Here is an 18500-nt window from a genome sequence, read left to right on the forward strand (position 1 = left end):
AAAAGCAGACTGGTCTATGCACCATAAACTTAGTAAACAATAAAAGAACTATGACAAGAGAAAATTTATGACACAAGAAACAGATACAAAATTAAACAACAAAGAAATCGAACGCTATGCACGCCACATCATTTTGGCTGAGATTGGTGGTGCAGGGCAACAAAAGCTAAAAAAAGCACGTGTTCTTGTTGTGGGCGCTGGTGGTCTTGGTGCTCCTGTCTTAACCTATTTGGCTGCCGCAGGTGTTGGAACCCTTGGAATTGTCGATAACGACATCGTTTCACTTTCCAATTTACAACGCCAAGTTATTCATAAAACAAATGCAATAAACAAAAGAAAAACAGACAGTGCTGAAACCACTATAAAAGCAATAAATCCCCATGTTGTAGTTGAAAAACACACCCTACGCCTAGATAAAAGTAATGTGGATAAACTGCTCAATGCTTACCACATCATTGTTGATGGAAGTGATAATTTTACGACACGCTATCTTCTTGCTGATCACGCTGCCCAATGCAAAAAACCTTTAATAAGTGGTGCTGTAGAACGTTTTAATGGTTCATTAACCGTCCTTATGCCGTATAAAGACAATAATCCTCACTATCGCGATTTATTTCCCACGCCTCCGGCTCACGGAACTATCCCAACATGCGCTGAAACTGGAATCATCGGTGTTTTACCTGGCGTTATTGGGACCCTACAAGCAATGGAAGTTATTAAAATGATCACAAATATTGGTGAACCCTTAGTGGGAAAAATTCTTCTCTACAATGGATTATTAGCGCAATTTAATATTATTACTTATAAACGCTCAAATTATAAGGAAAATGCCATAGTTATTAAGAAGCTTGGGGAATCATGATTATGTCTCCTCGCGCATTAATTTTTAGCACTCTCGCAATATGTATTGAAATACTGATGTTTTATCGTAAGTCATCGAAACACTGTAACCAATGGAAACTATTAAATTTATCACAAATATGGAAGACCTTTTGTGAAAAAATAATTCTCTATAATAGCTTATCAGCATAATTTCATGTCATCGTCTATAAATGAACAAAGACTCGTGCAAACTTAGCTGCCATCAGTATTCTTGTGTAAAAAATTTTCGAAGTAGATAAAAATATAATCAGCAGAACTCTATTTTACTATTTACACATAAAAATTGCTTCACATGAAAGTGCTTACTTCAAACCATAACCTGTAAATAAATAATCTAAATCATAGTTTAGTTATCGATACTATAAAAGATCAATGATCTGTCCCTACACCTCTAACCTCAAGAGAAAACGTCTATTCATCAAGCATCATAAAACGCAGCTTAGGATTATTGCACGTATAAGAATAATCAATTGTCTCTGTCCATAAGAAAAATACATGGGTATTGATGTGTACAGAAAGATTCTGTTAAACCTCATGGAGAGCTTTAATTACATAATTATTGCATTCAGAAGAAGAAAGCTGCGGCTCATGAATTTATAATCCTTCAGCAATAATTTCACAGACAAGCATATGTAGAAAAAGTGAAGCAAACGAATCTTGAAAATCAATCTGCAGATGACAGCGTAAAGAGTGCATTTTTATAAAAGATCTCTTTAAAACAAGCGAGTAAATATGTAACATTAAATGTATTCTGTTTTGAATGAGGGACGTTCCCCCTAACAAAACATCGATAAGAGCTCTTTTGATAAAACCGTGAAACTAAAATTACAAAAAATCAGACTTCTTTCTAAAATTAACATCTATGGTATAAGTTAATTTGGCTCGTTCGCTTTATTATTATCCATTGGTAAAGGAACAGGATGATCGGATAAACTGCGTAAATAAAGCAAAAGATCGGCACGATCTTGATCATTTTTAATTCCACGAAAAGACATAATAGTCCCAGGAAAAGCTTCACGTGGAGAATGTAAATAACGATCCAAAGTGATAAAATCCCATTTTTGATCAGAATGAGAACGCAATGCCCGTGAATAAGCAAAACCTGCTGCTGATGCCAAAGGGCGATTAACAATCTCCCAGAGAACTGGACCAACACGCCCTGCTTCATTGCGTCCAGAAGTATGGCATATGGCACATTGGCGAAAAAGTTTACGGCCATTTTCAAAATTGCCTTGTCGAAGACGGCTATTTAGTGATAGAGAAACATCAGGTGCTTTTTGTTTTTCTTGAAATGTATCATTCTTGGCAACTGTATGATAATATTGGGCTGATGTAGGATGATCGTAAACTATATTGCTGAGTGTAGAAATCCCCACAATAATGACCAGCACACATAAACAAGCACAAATAAAATAAATAAATCTCGAGCGATTCATAAAAACTCAAATGTTCACGGTTTCATTACCATTTTTAGTTTAAGCTTTTTCTTTATAACACACAACATCATAAATGCATCACAGATGACATTTGGAATCTTACAATGGCTCTTGAACCAATTATTCTTATTCCTGCTCGTATAGGCTCAACCCGTCTTCCTCAAAAAGCTCTCGCTGAAATTGGCGGAAAGCCGATGATTGTACATGTCGCAGAACAAGCCAAAAAAGCTGCAATAGGGCGTACGATCGTTGCAACAGATCATAATGATATTGCTAAAGCTGTTGCAGATTATGGGCATGAATGTATCATAACACAAGGTGATCATAAGTCTGGATCTGATCGTATTTATGAAGCTTTAATGCGTATTGATCCTGAACAACGTTACAATACCATTTTAAATATACAAGGTGACTTACCAACAATAATGCCTCGTGAAATCATTCATGCGCTACGCCCTTTAGAAAATAGCTTTACTGATATTGCAACCTTGGGTGCTCGAATCATTGAAGAAAATGAAAAAAGAGATCCCAATGTCGTCAAAATCATTGGTACACCTCTTTCTCAAAATCGCCTTCGTGCTCTTTATTTTACGCGCACCACAGCACCTTATGGAGATGGTCCTCTTTATCATCATATTGGAATATACGCTTATCGGCGCGAAGCACTTGAGAAATTTATATCATTCAAACCCTCTACACTCGAGCAACGCGAAAAACTTGAACAATTACGTGCATTAGAACATAATATGCGCATCGATGTGGAGATAGTTGATACAATTCCCTTAGGCGTAGACACACAACGTGATCTCGATAAAGTGCGCGAGATTTTAGCATGAAAATACTTAAAAAAACCAATAAAATTTCTTTCCAAGGAGAATACGGCGCTAATTCCCATATTGCTTGCTCCAATATGTTCCCCAATATGGATGCTGTTCCCTCTGCTACTTTTGAAGATACCCTTAATTTAGTGGAAAGTGGGAAAGCTGATCTTGCTATGATCCCTATTGAAAATACTCTTGCGGGACGCGTTGCAGACATTCATCATCTTTTACCGCAATCATCTCTTTATATTATTGATGAATATTTTTTACCTATCCATTTTCAATTAATGGTTTTGCCCGGCGTTACATATGACGAAATTAAAACCGTCCACAGCCATACGCATGCCCTTGCACAATGCCGAAAAATCATACGAAACAACGGTTGGAAACCTGTTGTTTCTGCTGACACCGCTGGAGCTGCAAAATTTATTAAAAAAAATGCTAAACGTTCACAGGCTGCCTTAGCTCCTCTGATCGCAGCAGAACTCTATGGACTTGATATTCTTGAAAGGGATGTTGAAGATACCCCTCATAATATTACCCGTTTTGTCATCCTTTCACGCTCCAAACGACATGTTCCCAAGCCTAAAAATGGCGAAAAAATCATCACCAGTCTTCTTTTTCGAGTGCGCAATGTCCCGGCTGCTCTCTATAAAGCTATGGGAGGATTTGCAACGAATGGTATCAATATGACAAAATTAGAAAGCTATCAAATTGGTGGAAATTTCAATGCAACACAATTCTTTGTTGATATTGAAGGACATCCTGAAGATCCGATGATGAAACTTGCCTTAGAAGAATTATCTTTCTTTTCTGCAGAACTGCGTATTATCGGTACTTATCCGGCACAAAACGATCGAACATCGTATATATAAAAGCAATTCAACTTGTATAAAAATCAATGTAAAAACACAGTAACCAAACATAAAAACGCTTGTACCATATATTTCCCTTTATATATTAAAGAGAGGTTCTTGAGAAAAGTCATTTCTTCTGACAATTTATTTCAATAAAGATAACGAACTTCCAAATTAACTCTCAAAACAATTCAAATTATTATACATAATAGAGCATTCAAATCTCTTAGACTGATATCATTCTGAACATGGTTTAAAGCTAGAAAATGCAACTTAGCCCTGCTTTTAGCATTAAGTTTGAACTTTCATTTTTATAAAAACTGATTTATGATTCATCTCACTTTAGAAAAAAGGAAAGGATAATGAAAAAAATCTTCGCGCAAGGATTATTAGCCGCAAATATTTTCGCCTACTCTAGTGTTGCATTTGCTGGCTTTGGTGAGAGAAAATGGAATTTTTCGCTGGATGAAAGTGTTGTGATCACCCCATCCGATATTGTCCATCAAGGAGTTGAATACTCTTGTAGTATCTTTAAACCGAATAAAGTATCCTTCACTTTATCGTACTCTACCCCTTCTGATCTAAACAAATTGAGAATTGTTGTTGATGATGAAAAGAAAATAACCCATGATAAAGAAAAGAAGGTCTTTACACTAAAAAATATAAAATCTCTTCATATAAGTTTTCCTTCGTCAGGACATTATATTTTTAAAAATATTACGAAGAAAAAAGTTGTTGGAACGAATTGTGACACAGGAGATTATGATTAATAATATTTCTATAACATCTAAATTTGAGTAGAGTTATTCTTTTTTCAGGTATTTTTTTCAAAATACGACATGATAAGCTGTTAAAACTAATCGCTGAAGAGGTATTTTTATACTAATATGGAAAAACCTTAAGCTGCTCAGAACATTAGATATTGAAGGACTTTTGCAAAAACTAAAAGACTAAACTTAAATTGTTCTGGATTTTCTACTATAAAAGCTATTTTTTAATAAGAATATGACTTCTATCTTCGTAGCTGCTTCATTTTAAGTGCTATGAAGCACATCTTACCCAAATCACTTAGATAAACAGAAAAGCAAAATTTTCTCTATAGATGCATTCCTCGCTGCATTTTAAATCACACTCATTCAGCTTTTTGTAAAAATTCATCTCGTTTTTCCCTCCTTGTTAAAGAATATAATTATTTGAAACTATAAAATGTCGCTTATATCGAATAAGAACCATTTTTACGCTTATAAAACCAGTACCCCCTTATTTCTATAGCGCTGAATGTTGCATCTTCTCTTGTATGAGCACAGTCACTTAAAAAATATATGAAACCTTTTCTCAAATGATGAAAATTCATATATTGATCCATCTTGTGATAAACATCGATGTTTTTTAATTAAAAGAACAAGCACGCAAAGAGCGATAACATCTACTCAGTATTTATATTCGTATATGTTAAAAGAAAAAATATTACGTATTTGATATTCTCATTCACTATAGAAATCAGGTGGTGGTCTTATAAGATATTTAAGATATTGACTTATCATTATAAGACTTTGATTTTTTATACTGAATTACAATCACAAATAAAGTAAGATCCTCCCATCTTAAATCTTCATATTGAATCAATTAAAATCGTTTCCTTGAAAGTTACAAATGGGGGTGGTGTGTGAGTAAAAACGATTAAAAAAGGAATAAAAATGCTTCTTATAAAGCCTCTCAAGTGCAAGGGATCGCAACATTGGGAATTGTTAATAGTATGAGGGCTCAAATTTATACTTTTATTAAGCATAAAGAGGGTAGTGTACAATGGATTTATACCTCAAGGGAAGTATGTATACTATTTACGAGCGGGGTTTGAAATATAGTTAACAGTACTGAGCAATAGCTCTTTAAAAAGCATGTGAATGTAGAACATTAAGTTATTCTGTTTGGGATGTTCTGTTTTGTGTGAGAGGAGCAACACCATTAAAGCAATATTTGCTAATTATTTAAATAGCACTCTTCCCCCTAACTTTCGAATGTTAGCCAATTACATGATCTATCTACTTTATTTGCTTCTTTGACTGTTGTAAATTTTTGATGATTCAATTTCGTAGTTTTAGAACAGACGTATCTATCCTAACACTCTTACATGTTTCAGCGAATGAGAATAATTATACATTCAGATTATCTTAAGCGAAAAATATTTTCATACCAAATAAATATGAAGAGCTACTGCTATGAAAACTGGTAAATCCATAATCTCTTTGTTGTTTATATGTCAATAAATTAAACGCAAAGGAAAATTCTTCGTCGTTCTTAGGATATTTTTCGTTTCTGAGCTTGATTTTTCATTCCAAATCGACAATATGAACTTGGGAGGTTGGTGGTGGACGAACTGCTCGCCAACTGGGTCAGGTCTGGAAAGAAGCAGCCCCAACGAGTTTTGGTACGGGTCATCGTGCCAACCTCCTATTTTGCTGAAGAAATTATTTTTTATGCTGTCTTTTAGCGAGGTGCCTTTAATCTTCAGAGCGGCATTTTTATGCAGCAAATAAAGGGGTTTGGTTATTTTTTAACAAATTGTCCCATAAATAATTTGATTAAGAAAAAATCCTTTTATATGAGACTACAGTATTGATCTATGCTTTTGTATTATCAAAATGTACGCATAAAGAACTTCGAAGTTGGAAATATTCATGGAAAATGTACCGGTAGAAACAGCCTATCGTGTTCTTGCTCGTAAATATCGACCCCAAAACTTCTCTGACCTTATTGGTCAGGAAGCTATGGTGCGTACTCTCACCAACGCCTTTGAAAAAGGTCGTATTGCACAAGCGTGGATGTTAACAGGGATTCGTGGCGTAGGTAAAACCACAACAGCACGTATTTTGGCACGTGCGCTTAATTATAAAACAAAAGATATTGACCAACCGACAACCGTATTAGACTCTCTTGGTGAACATTGCACACAAATTATCGAAGGACGCCATATTGATGTTATAGAAATGGATGCCGCTTCTCATACGGGCATTGATGATATTCGTGAAATTATTGAACAAATACGCTATCGTCCTGTTTCTGCACGTTATAAGGTTTATATTATCGATGAAGTACATATGCTCTCAACACAAGCCTTTAATGGTTTATTGAAAACTCTTGAAGAACCACCGTCCCATGTGAAATTTATTTTTGCCACAACAGAAATTCGCAAAGTCCCTATTACAATCCTTTCGCGTTGCCAACGTTTTGATTTGCGGCGTATTGAATCAAAAGCTTTGAGTGCACATTTGCGCCAAATTGCGAAATATGAAAAGGTAGAAGTAGAAGATCAAGCACTCTCTATGATTGCCCGTGCTGCAGAAGGATCTGCACGTGATGCATTATCCATTTTTGATCAAGCGATTGCCCATAGCAATGGCAATGTTAATGCCATTGCGGTGCGTACAATGTTAGGATTAGCGGATCAAGCACGTATTATTGATCTTTTTGAATTTATCATGAAAGGCGATGTTGTTAATGCATTACATGAATTACGCAGTCAATATGAGGCAGGTGCTGATCCTCTTACTATATTGACAGAACTAGCCGACTTTAATCATTTGGTCACACGTTTACGTTTTACACCAGAAATAGTGGAAGATTTCTCACTGACTGAAGAACAACGTTTAAGAAGTTTAGACTTTTCAAAAAAACTTTCCGTTCCTATTTTATCCCGAAACTGGCAAATGTTACTCAAAGGTTTACAGGAAGTTAATCAAACTGCACGTCCGCTTCAAGCCGCTGAAATGCTTTTAATTCGTCTTGCTCACACGGCTGACTTACCAACTCTTGATGAAGCTTTAAAAAAGCTTACGCAAGAAAAAACACCTCTCACACTGGTTAAAAACTCTTCTCATCAAGAATCTACAAATGCAGATAATATAACAAAAGAAACAATGGTCGAAGCCCATGCTTCCTCGAGCGTTTCAAATACATTACCAGATCAATCAGATTTAAAAACATCCTTGAAAAACCAATTAGATCATTCCTTACAACCGGAAAATTTAGTTAGAAATCAAAAACCTGACAAAATCAACGTCCAAGAAGTAACAGAAACTCTTGAAAATTCTCAATCTATTGATCTTTCTGAAAAGAATGCAAATTTATCGCATTCTGTCACGCAAACAACAGAAAAGATTACTCAACCTAAAACTCTAGTGATTAATTCTTTGCACGATATTGTTCAATTAGCCGAACAGCATAATGATGCCCCTTTCAAACTTCTTATTAAAGAATTTGTTCATCCTGTTTCTTTTGAAGCTGGGCATATTACCTTAAGACTTTCTGAAAATACCCCACAATTTCTTGCTCATGATATAGAAAAAAAGATATCTCAATGGACTGAAAAACGCTGGACAATAACTTTTGTTAATGAAGGAGGTGGCCCAACCTTACAGGAGGAAAGTATAGCGATTCAAAAGACTCTTTTTTCCAATGCAGAAACAGATCCTGATATCGCGAAAATCCTCAACCATTTCCCAGAAGCAAAAATTGTCGATATTCGACTCAATAAAGAAGAAAATGATCTTGATTTACTCCCCAATACCTTTAAAAATGCTGATATTTTTAAAAATAAAAATGATATCAATGATGAATAAGGATACCTATTCCTATGCGTGAAATGATGAGTATGATGAAAAAAGCCAAAGAAATGCAAGAAAAAATGCAGAAGATTCAGGAAGAAATAGCTAATCTGCAAGCTACCGGCACTGCAGGCGGAGGTCTCGTCAATATCACTTTAAATGGCAAAAATATTATAACAGCAATTCAAATTGATCCTTCATTACTCAAACCTGAGGAAGCTGAAATTCTCGAAGATCTCATTATGGCAGCTTATAATGAAGCAAGAACAAAAATCGAAATCGCAATAGAAGAAAAAACCAAAAGTATAACGGCAGGGATACCGCTCCCTTCGGGTTTCAAGCTTCCATTTTAATGAAACGGATTTTTCCGTGGGACAAAAATATGTCTAAATACATTGCAGGACCTGAGATTGAACGTCTCATTCAGATTTTATCACGTATACCAGGTCTTGGTCCACGTTCAGCGCGTCGTGCTGCGCTTCATCTTATCAAAAAAAAGGAAACATTGCTGGAGCCTTTAGGAGCAGCTATACAAGCAGCTATAGAAAAAGTCGGCATTTGTTCTGTTTGTGGAAATGTCGATACCATTGATCCTTGTTCAATTTGTACAGATTTGCGCCGCGATGATACAACAATCATCGTTGTTGAGGATATTGCTGATCTGTGGGCTCTTGAACGCGCAAAAACTTTAGCCGCACGTTACCATGTATTGGGTGGACGACTCTCCCCCTTAGATGGAATAGGTCCTGACGAACTCAACATTGCCACCTTAATACAACGTGTTGTACAAAATCCTATTACGGAAATTATTCTTGCTGTCAATGCGACTGTCGAAGGTCAAACAACTGCTCACTATATCACCGATCAGCTCTCTAACTTCTCCGTTAAAATTACGCGACTTGCTCATGGTGTTCCTGTAGGAGGCGAGCTTGATTATCTTGATGATGGAACTTTAGCAGCAGCTGTACAAGCACGAACAAATCTCTAAAACTTTTTCCTCTTCACCTTTAGCTCTTTAATGACGGGGGAATATTAAAATGTCAAAGAAAAAACTCTCATTTTTGAACGACCTTGGTCCAGGTATTCTATTATGCCTGCTCATATCTGCCTTAGCTTATGGTTTAGAAGTAATAGAAAAACAGTTTTTCGCAGAAGCGTGGCTTGAAAGCCTTGTTTTGGCAATTCTTTTAGGATCAATTACTCGTAGCTGTTTTAATCTGCCCAAATATTTCCAAAAAGGTATAGTCTTTTGTGCAAAAACGCTTCTTGAAATTGCTATTGTTCTTTTAGGGGCAAGCATTAGCATCCGTGCTGTTCTTTCAGCCGGTTGGAATTTGCTTGCAAGCGTCGTATTCGTTATATTTATAACGATCCTCATTAGTTTTGTTATAGGCAGACTTTTTGGACTTTCTGCAAATTTAGCAATGCTGGTCGCTTGTGGTAATGCCATTTGTGGCAATTCAGCTATCGTTGCAACTGCCCCTGTCATTCATGCTAAACATGAAGATGTAGCGGCAGCAATTGCTTTTACCGCTCTTTTAGGGGTTCTTATTATTTTATTTCTCCCTTTTTTACACCCACTTTTGAATTTATCATTTAACCAATACGGTGTGCTTGCTGGCATGGTTGTTTATGCTGTACCACAGGTCTTAGCAGCAACAGCGCCAATATCTTTCGTGAGCGTTCAAATTGCAACAATTGTCAAATTGGTGCGGGTTTTAATGTTGGGCCCTGTTATTTTTATCCTATCCATCATCTATCGTCGATCAGCACAAACACATTTTCGTCTACATACTCTCGTCCCATGGTTTATCATCGGTTTTATTATCATGATGCTTATTCGTTCAAGCGGACTTATTCCTGAAACGGCTATAAACCCGATCAGACTTATTGCTCAACTGTTCACGGTCATTTCAATGGCAGCTTTAGGATTAGGTGTTGATATCCGCTCATTAAAAAAAGCAGGATGGCGCGTTATTTTAGCTTCAACTTCCTCCATACTCCTTCTTGGCGCGTGTAGCCTTATCATGATAGGATTGATTGATCTGAACCATATAACATTTTGAAATATGCATTAATTATTTTTTTTCAATGGAGCATGCAATCAATCCAAAGGTTCACTAATATTAAAATCAGTTCTTTCATACAACCAGAAAAAGTTCTAAAATACTGCTCATTATTCTATACAAAAAAATTGAAAGAGCTGATATTTAAGTGAAAACTGTCAAATTTGCTTTTCAGTCCATAATGATTTGCAACGACGTAGTATTAAAATACGTAACTCATGCAAAACAATGCCATTTCTTTCATCTGCTCTCATTACGCTGAAGTTTTTATATAAAGACTGATAGAATATGCTCTTATTGGGAAAAAATGTGGGGTCATGGCTTTCCCCCTTTTAACTTACTTTTACTTACTATGGAATACAAATGGCATCATCATACTATTTGATAGCTCAAAATGTTTGTGACAATCCTTACATTTAAACGATTCGTGAAAGGAGTTTTTATTCTTTTCTTCAACAGTTTTTATTCACACCCTAATTCCGCTTGTAATATACAAGCTAATAACTTTAATTGTCTCACCATAAGTAGATTTGAAATAAGAGAATCTTACAATATTCAAGGTACTCATTCAAAAAGTGAAAACAAATAGGGATTAAATCAACATCTCGTTCTATCCCATAAAAAGATATTGTTGCTTATTGGCACTAGTAACTTTCTTACAAATGAAATATACGATAATAAAAAGATTAAAAATACAGCAGAACTTTTGTTTATCGTTTTATTCAACTAAAATATTTTTATGCTTATCCTTGCTATAGATACTGCTTCAATTTATTGTGCTGTTGCGCTCATTCGTCATAAATCTGTTATTGCGCGTATCAATGAGCGCATGAACAAAGGGCATGCTGAAAAACTTATTGGGCAGATTACACAAACAATGACACAAGCCAATATGACGCTTGATCAAGTTGAGCGTATTGCTGTCAATATTGGACCTGGATCATTTACTGGTGTACGTGTCGGTGTTGCAACAGCGCGCGCTTTGGCATTAGCACTTGAAATACCTGCTGTTGGAGTAAGTGCTCTTGAAGCGTTAGCAGCACAAGTAATAAACAGTAAAAGTACAGCATCAGCAATTACTGTTGTCATTGAAGCAGGGAGAGAGATGTTCTACCATCAAAATTTTCATAATGATCTCACACCTTTGGGAGCGCCTGGATTAAAAACAATTGAAAATATCCTCGAAGATTTACCAAAAAAAACCCGACTGACCGGCCCAGCTACTGATGTCATTGTGGAGCATATTAAAAGCCATAAAATAAACGAAAAAATTGTCCTAGAAAAAATCCCCTGCGAAGCGGCTGATATTGTAAACTATGCTTATCTTGCCGCAAACAAACAATCAAAAAATTCTCCTCGCCCACTCTATCTACGCAGCGCTGATGCAAAACAACAAACCAATTTTGCTTTACCACAAAAAAAATAATGCCCAAATTTTCATTGACAAAAAAGAATTTTGGAATTGCTCCGCTACAAGTTAATGATGGTGCTCCTCTTCATCAAATTCATCAACATTGTTTTACTCCGTCTTGGGGAAAACAAGCTTTTGATAATTTCTTAACAGATCACTCTATCTTCGGATACAAAGTGTTTCTCATTGATCGCTCTGATCAAATTTTAGGCTTTTGCCTATGCCGCCTCATCCTTGATGAAGCAGAAATCATCACAATTGCTGTTCACCCTCATTATCGTCAACAAGGAATTGGTACCTTTCTTATCGAAAGCACAGTGCACCATCTTCACGACAAAGGCGCTATAAAATTATTCTTGGAAGTAGAAGCCACAAACCTTTCTGCTTTGAACCTTTATCAACGCTTTGAATTTCAAAAAATTTCTGAACGTCTTGCCTACTACCCGTCAAAAGATGGTCGTGGTGATGCAATTATCATGCAAAAAACTTTTAAGTAAATAGATTGAGATTTGTGTAAAAAACATTTACACATGCACCATGAATAAAGAAAATCCTAAAAATACGCCTCCTGTTGCTCCGAAAAAGGTTTTTATCAAAACCTATGGATGTCAAATGAATGTTTATGATAGCCAACGGATGACTGATAGTCTCAGTTCGCAAGGCTATGTGACAACACAAATTCCCAATGAGGCCGATCTTATTCTTGTTAATACCTGTCATATTCGTGAAAAAGCAGCAGAAAAACTTTATTCTGATCTCGGTCGTTTGCGCGTTATGCGTCAAGAGCGCACACCTGATAAACCCCTGATGGTTGGTGTAACGGGTTGTGTTGCACAAGCTGAGGGAAGTGAAATCTTGCGCCGTGCTCCAACAGTGGATCTTGTTATTGGTCCGCAAATGTATCATCGCTTGCCAGAATTGTTAGAGAAAGCCAAACAAGGAAAAAAAATTATCGAAACAGACTATGCTGTTGAAGATAAATTTGCTCATTTACCGCCCCATAATAAACATGCAGTAAGAAAACGAGGTGTTAGCGCATTTTTAACAGTACAAGAAGGTTGCGATAAATTTTGCACTTTTTGTGTTGTGCCCTATACACGCGGTGCCGAAATATCACGATCCGTTGAGCAAATTACTGAAGAAGCCCTTCAACTCATCGAAGCGGGTGTCAAAGAAATTACGCTGCTTGGACAAAATGTCAATGGTTGGCATGGGCAAAGTGCTGATGGCAAAACTTGGCGTCTTGGCGATCTTCTTTATCATCTTGCAAAACTCGATGGTTTAAAGCGTTTGCGTTACACAACCAGCCACCCACGTGATATGGATGACAGCCTTATTGCCGCGCATCGAGATCTTGATATGTTAATGCCTTACCTCCATCTTCCTGTTCAATCAGGTTCAGATCGCATCTTAAAAGCTATGAACCGCCAACACAAAAGCTCTCATTATCTTCATCTTATCGAAAAAATTCGAACCGCACGGCCAGATATTGCCTTTTCAGGCGATTTCATTGTAGGGTTTCCAGGAGAAACAGATGAAGACTTTGAAGAAACCATTAAACTTATTCAACAAGTACAGTACAGTTCAGCTTATTCTTTTAAATATTCCCCCCGTCCTGGAACAGTGGGAGCCACAATGAAAAATCATGTTGATGAATCTGTAAAAGATGCCCGCCTTCAACATTTACAAGTCCTTCTCCTTGAGCAACAAAATGCGTTTTTGCGTTCTAAAATTGGTCAAAAAACTAACGTTCTCATCGAAAAACCTGGACGTCACTCAGGGCAAATGGTAGGACGTTCCCCTTGGCTTTTACCTGTTGTCGTAGATACAGAAGTCTCTACAGGTAGCGTAATAGAAATTCATATTAAAAATGCAAGCTCAAACAGTTTTGTTGGTGAAGTGACAAATAGATAAACATACTTCTAAAACCTTGTTCACAATAAATATTTTGGAAAACTCTTTTATTTTAAAAGAAAATGATTACATCTAAAACGTGCACTTTTTTTAAAAAATGTCTTTTATAGAATTTACTTAACAAAACGTGCAATATTTATGTAGATATGGAGAATAGGCTGAAAGCTTCAACCGAAAAAATAAAGCGTATTAAAGAAAAAGTAAATATGTCCCTTGAAAAGGCTGATACCTTGAAACAAACAAGCGCTTCAGATCCGAGCCAAGTTGTTTTGATTTTCGAAAATAATAAATATGCAAAAGCAGTTTTTGGTAAATTTGACGAAAATCTCGCTTATATCGAAAAAAAACTTGAACTTAGTATTCATCCGCGTGGTAATGAAGTCTTAATCCGTGGAAATATTTCTGTTATAAAACGTGCGCAATATGTATTGCAGCAACTTTATGAACGTGCCAAAACACACCAAGAGCTCACTTTATCAGATATAAAAGGAGCGCTTGCTATGGCAAATATACCAAAGAAGCAGAAAGAAGACACAATAACACACAAATCTGCAACGAAACGTATACCAGCACGGTTGAGTACCCATAAAAAAATAATTCATGCAAGAACTCCAATACAAGATGCTTACATACGCGCTATGGAGCATACTGAACTTGTGTTTGGTGTAGGACCAGCAGGAACAGGCAAAACGTATCTTGCTGTTGCTCATGCTGCAATGCTTCTAGAACGTGGTATCATTGAGCGAATTATTCTCTCACGTCCGGCTGTTGAAGCTGGAGAACATCTTGGTTTTCTTCCCGGTGATCTCAAAGAAAAAGTCGACCCATATTTACGACCACTTTATGATGCTCTTTATGATATGATGCCCGCTGAAAAAATAGAACGCATTTTAGCTTCTGGTGTCATAGAAATTGCTCCTCTTGCCTTTATGCGCGGACGAACACTTGCCCATGCTGCTGTTATTCTTGATGAGGCACAAAATACTACGCCCATGCAAATGAAAATGTTCCTCACACGTCTTGGAGAAGGAACACGTATGATTGTTACCGGTGACGTAAGCCAAATTGATTTGCCTACAGGGCAAAAATCAGGTCTCATTGAAGCAATTCGCATTCTTTCAAATGTAGAAAATATTGCGATTGTACATTTTGATGAAAAAGATGTTATACGCCATCCACTTGTTGCTGCTATCGTTCGTGCTTATGATCGCGATTCCGAAATACAAAATAAAAAAAAATCATTCGCATACGGTGCATTAAAAAATGAATTTGATTCATCATGATTATTATTGATATAATGGTTAAAAGCGCAGGGTGGAATGATGAGAAAATGCTTTATAATATCACTGAAAAAGCATTAATGACGACTATGCATCATGTTTCATTGGCAAATGTTGTAAGCGAGATTAGCCTGCTTTTTACGGATGATAAACATATGGCACAAATCAATGCACAATGGCGCAACAAAAACAAATCTACTAATGTATTATCCTTTCCTGCTTTTCCACTTAAAGCTGGAAATCGACCTGGTCCCATGCTCGGTGATATTATTATTGCGCGAGAGACTGTTGTTCTCGAAGCAGAAAAACAAGGAAAAACATTTCAAGACCATTTAACGCATATGATTGTTCATGGTATCTTGCATCTGCTTGGCTATGACCATGAAACTGATAATGAAGCATATCAAATGGAAAAGCTCGAAAGAGAAATTCTGCAAAAGCTTTCCATAAAAGATCCTTACGCTGAATTGTCTATAAATGATAAAATTTAACTTTTAAAATCAATATTACGAGCATACCATTTAAAGCCTCTCATTCACCTAATTATAAAAAGAAAGTTTAGAAGATTTCAAAACCATGACAAACAAAACAAATGCACAAAATAATAGTCAAACATCTTCTAATAATGAAAAAAAAACCTCTCAACAGACGAATCATACAGAAAAATATTCTCTGATGAATCATTTGTTTTCATTCTTACGGGGTCGTAATTGTGTGTCTACATCACTGCGCGATGATCTTACCGTTGCACTCACGACTGACAATGAAAAAGACACTGCCCTCTTCTCACCTGAAGAACGTACTATGTTACATAATATTTTACGCTTACGTGAAGCACGCGTGGATGATGTTATGATACCACGTTCTGAAATCGAAGCACTGGAAATAAACACTTCACTTGGAGAAACCCTTAAATGTTTCGCAAAAATTGGTCATTCTCGCTTACCTGTTTATGCTGAAACTTTAGATGATCCGCGCGGCATGATTCACATCCGCGATATTCTTAACTATATGACACGCTTTATTGTCATCCCAACAAAAACCGAACAGAAATCCGATTTGCTTCAATTAAACCATACAGACTTACATACCCCAATCGGTGAATTGGATCTGATCCGAACTGTTCTCTTTGTTCCAAGTTCCATGCTTGCAAGTAAATTATTAACACGAATGCAAACTACACGAACTCAAATGGCTTTAGTTATTGATGAACATGGGGGAACAGATGGTCTCGTTTCAATGGAGGATATTGTTGAATTGGTCGTTGGTGATATCGAAGATGAACATGATAATGTCGACAATGCTATCGTACGTGAACCAAACAATAAATGGCTCGTTGATGCAAGAACTGAACTAGAAGATGTGGAGAAAGCTCTTGGTCCTGATTTTATCGTAGGGGAATATGGTGATGATGTTGATACGATTGGTGGTTTGATCGTCTCCATTCTTGATCGCATTCCTGCCAAAGGTGAAATTGTCGAAGCTGTACCTGGTTATAGATTTCGTATTTTAGAAGCTGATAAACGCCGGATTAAGCGATTGCGTATTTTTCGCATTCCAAAAAATGAGAATCTTGAGAACAATGTCATCCCTAAAGAATAGTCCAGCGTTTTTAAACAATTTCATCGTTTTTTTGTCCTCTGTTACCGGTTGGAAGCGCCAAGCATGGATATTTCTGTGTGGTGCTCTTACTTCTTTTGCACTTCCACCCTTTTATTTGACACCTCTTTGCTTTTTAACTTTCCCTCTCTTTATTGTTTTACTTGACTCAATACGGGCCGCAAAAAACAATAAAAAACATTTTTTTATTTATGCTTTAAGCTGTGGAACCTTTGGTTTTAGTTATTTTATTTGCGGACTTTGGTGGCTATGCAATGCTTTGTTAACAGATCCAGATTCTTTTGGTTGGGCAGTCCCATTAGCCATTTTAGTTCCTCCACTCTACCTTTCTCTTTATTGGTTTTTTTCTGGTTTCATTGTTGGTTTATTATGGACAAAAGGAATAGCACGCTTTTTTGTTTTAGCCTTTGCATTAGGATTGGCCGAGTGGTTGCGTGCGTTTTTATTCACAGGATTTCCATGGAATGCTCTTGGCTATACAGCCATGCCAACCCCAATGTTCATGCAATCTGATGCAATCGTGGGACTTTACGGAATGAATATTCTTGCTGTCTTAGCCTACAGTTTGCCAACTGTTTTATTAACAGATGAAAAAAAGAAAGTAGCACTTTCTCTCTGCTTATCACTTATATTTATTCACAGTGGTTTTGGGTTTTATCGTCTTCATACTATAGAAAACACAGCTGAAAATCAAAAAAGTTCTTATTGGGTGCGCATTGTTCAACCTTCCATCCAACAAAATATAAAATTGCGTGATAATACACGAGAAGCTATGTTGGAAGCGCATATGAATCTAAGTGCAATGCCAACAACTGACCAAAATTCAGAACCCGATTTTATCGTATGGCCCGAAGCTTCCGTTCCTTACCTTCTCTATGATAACTCATCTATCACAATGCGCATTGCCTCTCTTTTAAAACCTAAACAATGGGCTATTATCGGAGCAATACGAGCCAGCAATGATCTACCTCATTCCCAAACACAATATTTTAATACAATTGCAGTCATTAATGCTCAAGGTAATATTTTAAATACTTCCGATAAACTTCATTTGGTTCCTTTTGGTGAGTATCTTCCTTATCAGAATTTATTGAAAAAAATTGGATTGCGTACCATTGCCGATAATATTGGTGGATATAGTGCTGCAAGTGTGCGCAAAATTGTTACACTGCCAAACGGATTTTCTTATCTACCCTTGATTTGTTATGAAGCAATATTTCCCCATGAAATGACTTTTAAAGGCTCCCCGCCTCAAGCAATTATTAATATTACAAATGATGCATGGTTTGGTGTAACACCAGGACCCTATCAACATCTTCAACAAGCACAACTTCGTGCCGTTGAACTGGGAATCCCCCTCATACGAGCAGCCAATAATGGAATATCAGCTATTATTGATTCTTATGGACGAATCGTTGTAGCTCTTCAACAAGATGCTGTGGGCATTATTGATTCACAAGTTCCATCATCCATTACCCCTATAGGAAGCAATGAATACAGAACTTTCTCTACTTTTATCTTATTCATCCTTATGCTATTGTGTCGTGTTGGTTTTGGTTCTACAAAACAGCTTAAATGATTCAAGTGCCCTTTGTACGGTATTATGTTG

At 36.6% G+C, this 18500-nt stretch carries 16 protein-coding genes and 1 other RNA gene; 16 read left to right on the top strand and 1 reads right to left on the bottom strand.

From position 1 onward, the window contains the following. Positions 1-67 precede the first annotated feature (67 nt). On the top strand, positions 68-862 hold the full coding sequence (locus tag ACFIKY_RS02865) for a molybdopterin-synthase adenylyltransferase MoeB (RefSeq protein WP_375635974.1): 795 nt from the start codon (positions 68-70) through the stop codon (positions 860-862). Positions 863-1754: 892 nt separating this feature from the next. Here ACFIKY_RS02865 and ACFIKY_RS02870 read toward each other — a convergent pair. Continuing rightward, entirely contained in the window at positions 1755-2318 is a 564-nt protein-coding gene (locus ACFIKY_RS02870) for a c-type cytochrome (protein WP_375635975.1), read from the bottom strand. Positions 2319-2422: 104 nt separating this feature from the next. On the opposite strand from ACFIKY_RS02870, the gene ACFIKY_RS02875 reads away from it, so the two are divergent. The 15 genes from ACFIKY_RS02875 (at position 2423) to lnt (ending at position 18470) form a co-directional block, all read left to right on the top strand. Next, the gene (locus ACFIKY_RS02875) at positions 2423-3154 is read left to right on the top strand and encodes a 3-deoxy-manno-octulosonate cytidylyltransferase (protein WP_375635976.1); all 732 of its coding nucleotides are present in this window, start codon (positions 2423-2425) and stop codon (positions 3152-3154) included. Further along, complete coding sequence (locus ACFIKY_RS02880) at positions 3151-4014, top strand: prephenate dehydratase (RefSeq protein ID WP_375647129.1); 864 nt, start codon at positions 3151-3153, stop codon at positions 4012-4014. Before ACFIKY_RS02875 ends, ACFIKY_RS02880 begins: the two co-directional genes overlap by 4 nt. Positions 4015-4358: 344 nt before the next feature. Further along, entirely contained in the window at positions 4359-4766 is a 408-nt protein-coding gene (locus ACFIKY_RS02885) for a hypothetical protein (protein ID WP_375635978.1), read from the top strand. A gap of 1587 nt (positions 4767-6353) precedes the next feature. Beyond that, positions 6354-6451, top strand: an RNA gene (ffs, locus tag ACFIKY_RS02890) — signal recognition particle sRNA small type. A 223-nt stretch (positions 6452-6674) separates the two neighbouring features. Continuing rightward, positions 6675-8615, top strand: a complete 1941-nt coding sequence (locus tag ACFIKY_RS02895) for a DNA polymerase III subunit gamma/tau (protein ID WP_375661387.1) — start codon at positions 6675-6677, stop codon at positions 8613-8615. Between the two features lie 14 nt (positions 8616-8629). Next, positions 8630-8953, top strand: a complete 324-nt coding sequence (locus ACFIKY_RS02900; protein WP_012754643.1) for a YbaB/EbfC family nucleoid-associated protein — start codon at positions 8630-8632, stop codon at positions 8951-8953. 29 nt (positions 8954-8982) lie between these two features. Further along, the gene (recR, locus tag ACFIKY_RS02905) at positions 8983-9588 is read left to right on the top strand and encodes a recombination mediator RecR (RefSeq protein WP_012754642.1); all 606 of its coding nucleotides are present in this window, start codon (positions 8983-8985) and stop codon (positions 9586-9588) included. Positions 9589-9637: 49 nt separating this feature from the next. After that, a complete protein-coding gene (locus tag ACFIKY_RS02910) occupies positions 9638-10666 on the top strand; it encodes a YeiH family protein (RefSeq protein ID WP_375661388.1) in 1029 nt (342 codons plus the stop codon). 739 nt (positions 10667-11405) lie between these two features. Continuing rightward, positions 11406-12092, top strand: coding sequence for a tRNA (adenosine(37)-N6)-threonylcarbamoyltransferase complex dimerization subunit type 1 TsaB (tsaB, locus tag ACFIKY_RS02915; protein WP_375652637.1), 687 nt, complete (start codon positions 11406-11408; stop codon positions 12090-12092). Continuing rightward, positions 12092-12574 carry a ribosomal protein S18-alanine N-acetyltransferase gene (gene rimI / locus ACFIKY_RS02920; protein ID WP_375652636.1) on the top strand — a complete coding sequence of 161 codons (483 nt, stop codon included), beginning with the start codon at positions 12092-12094 and terminating at the stop codon, positions 12572-12574. The genes tsaB and rimI overlap by 1 nt, the downstream gene beginning before the upstream one ends. A gap of 40 nt (positions 12575-12614) precedes the next feature. Beyond that, positions 12615-13991: a tRNA (N6-isopentenyl adenosine(37)-C2)-methylthiotransferase MiaB gene (gene miaB / locus ACFIKY_RS02925; RefSeq protein WP_375656052.1), complete on the top strand. Its 1377-nt coding sequence runs from the start codon at positions 12615-12617 to the stop codon at positions 13989-13991. Positions 13992-14149: 158 nt separating this feature from the next. Beyond that, entirely contained in the window at positions 14150-15274 is a 1125-nt protein-coding gene (locus tag ACFIKY_RS02930; protein WP_375661402.1) for a PhoH family protein, read from the top strand. Next, positions 15271-15762 (top strand): rRNA maturation RNase YbeY, encoded by a 492-nt coding sequence (gene ybeY / locus ACFIKY_RS02935; protein WP_375635984.1) that lies wholly within the window; start codon positions 15271-15273, stop codon positions 15760-15762. Before ACFIKY_RS02930 ends, ybeY begins: the two co-directional genes overlap by 4 nt. Positions 15763-15847: 85 nt before the next feature. Next, positions 15848-16873, top strand: coding sequence for a hemolysin family protein (locus tag ACFIKY_RS02940; protein WP_375635985.1), 1026 nt, complete (start codon positions 15848-15850; stop codon positions 16871-16873). Next, the gene (gene lnt, locus ACFIKY_RS02945) at positions 16836-18470 is read left to right on the top strand and encodes an apolipoprotein N-acyltransferase (protein ID WP_375661390.1); all 1635 of its coding nucleotides are present in this window, start codon (positions 16836-16838) and stop codon (positions 18468-18470) included. The genes ACFIKY_RS02940 and lnt overlap by 38 nt, the downstream gene beginning before the upstream one ends. Positions 18471-18500 lie beyond the last annotated feature (30 nt).

This window comes from Bartonella sp. CR127HXZ (assembly GCF_042194555.1).
Lineage (GTDB): Bacteria > Pseudomonadota > Alphaproteobacteria > Rhizobiales > Rhizobiaceae > Bartonella > Bartonella grahamii.

What these genes read in the sequence shown, in the direction of transcription:
- ybeY (WP_375635984.1), top strand. Translation starts at nt 15,271, where the DNA reads ATGATTATTATTGATATAATGGTTAAAAGCGCAGGGTGGAATGATGAG.
- ACFIKY_RS02940 (WP_375635985.1), top strand. Translation starts at nt 15,848, where the DNA reads ATGACAAACAAAACAAATGCACAAAATAATAGTCAAACATCTTCTAAT.
- ACFIKY_RS02895 (WP_375661387.1), top strand. Translation starts at nt 6,675, where the DNA reads ATGGAAAATGTACCGGTAGAAACAGCCTATCGTGTTCTTGCTCGTAAA.
- ACFIKY_RS02885 (WP_375635978.1), top strand. Translation starts at nt 4,359, where the DNA reads ATGAAAAAAATCTTCGCGCAAGGATTATTAGCCGCAAATATTTTCGCC.
- tsaB (WP_375652637.1), top strand. Translation starts at nt 11,406, where the DNA reads ATGCTTATCCTTGCTATAGATACTGCTTCAATTTATTGTGCTGTTGCG.
- ACFIKY_RS02910 (WP_375661388.1), top strand. Translation starts at nt 9,638, where the DNA reads ATGTCAAAGAAAAAACTCTCATTTTTGAACGACCTTGGTCCAGGTATT.
- recR (WP_012754642.1), top strand. Translation starts at nt 8,983, where the DNA reads ATGTCTAAATACATTGCAGGACCTGAGATTGAACGTCTCATTCAGATT.
- rimI (WP_375652636.1), top strand. Translation starts at nt 12,092, where the DNA reads ATGCCCAAATTTTCATTGACAAAAAAGAATTTTGGAATTGCTCCGCTA.
- ACFIKY_RS02875 (WP_375635976.1), top strand. Translation starts at nt 2,423, where the DNA reads ATGGCTCTTGAACCAATTATTCTTATTCCTGCTCGTATAGGCTCAACC.
- lnt (WP_375661390.1), top strand. Translation starts at nt 16,836, where the DNA reads ATGAGAATCTTGAGAACAATGTCATCCCTAAAGAATAGTCCAGCGTTT.
- ACFIKY_RS02870 (WP_375635975.1), bottom strand. Translation starts at nt 2,318, where the DNA reads ATGAATCGCTCGAGATTTATTTATTTTATTTGTGCTTGTTTATGTGTG.
- miaB (WP_375656052.1), top strand. Translation starts at nt 12,615, where the DNA reads ATGAATAAAGAAAATCCTAAAAATACGCCTCCTGTTGCTCCGAAAAAG.
- ACFIKY_RS02900 (WP_012754643.1), top strand. Translation starts at nt 8,630, where the DNA reads ATGCGTGAAATGATGAGTATGATGAAAAAAGCCAAAGAAATGCAAGAA.
- ACFIKY_RS02880 (WP_375647129.1), top strand. Translation starts at nt 3,151, where the DNA reads ATGAAAATACTTAAAAAAACCAATAAAATTTCTTTCCAAGGAGAATAC.
- ACFIKY_RS02865 (WP_375635974.1), top strand. Translation starts at nt 68, where the DNA reads ATGACACAAGAAACAGATACAAAATTAAACAACAAAGAAATCGAACGC.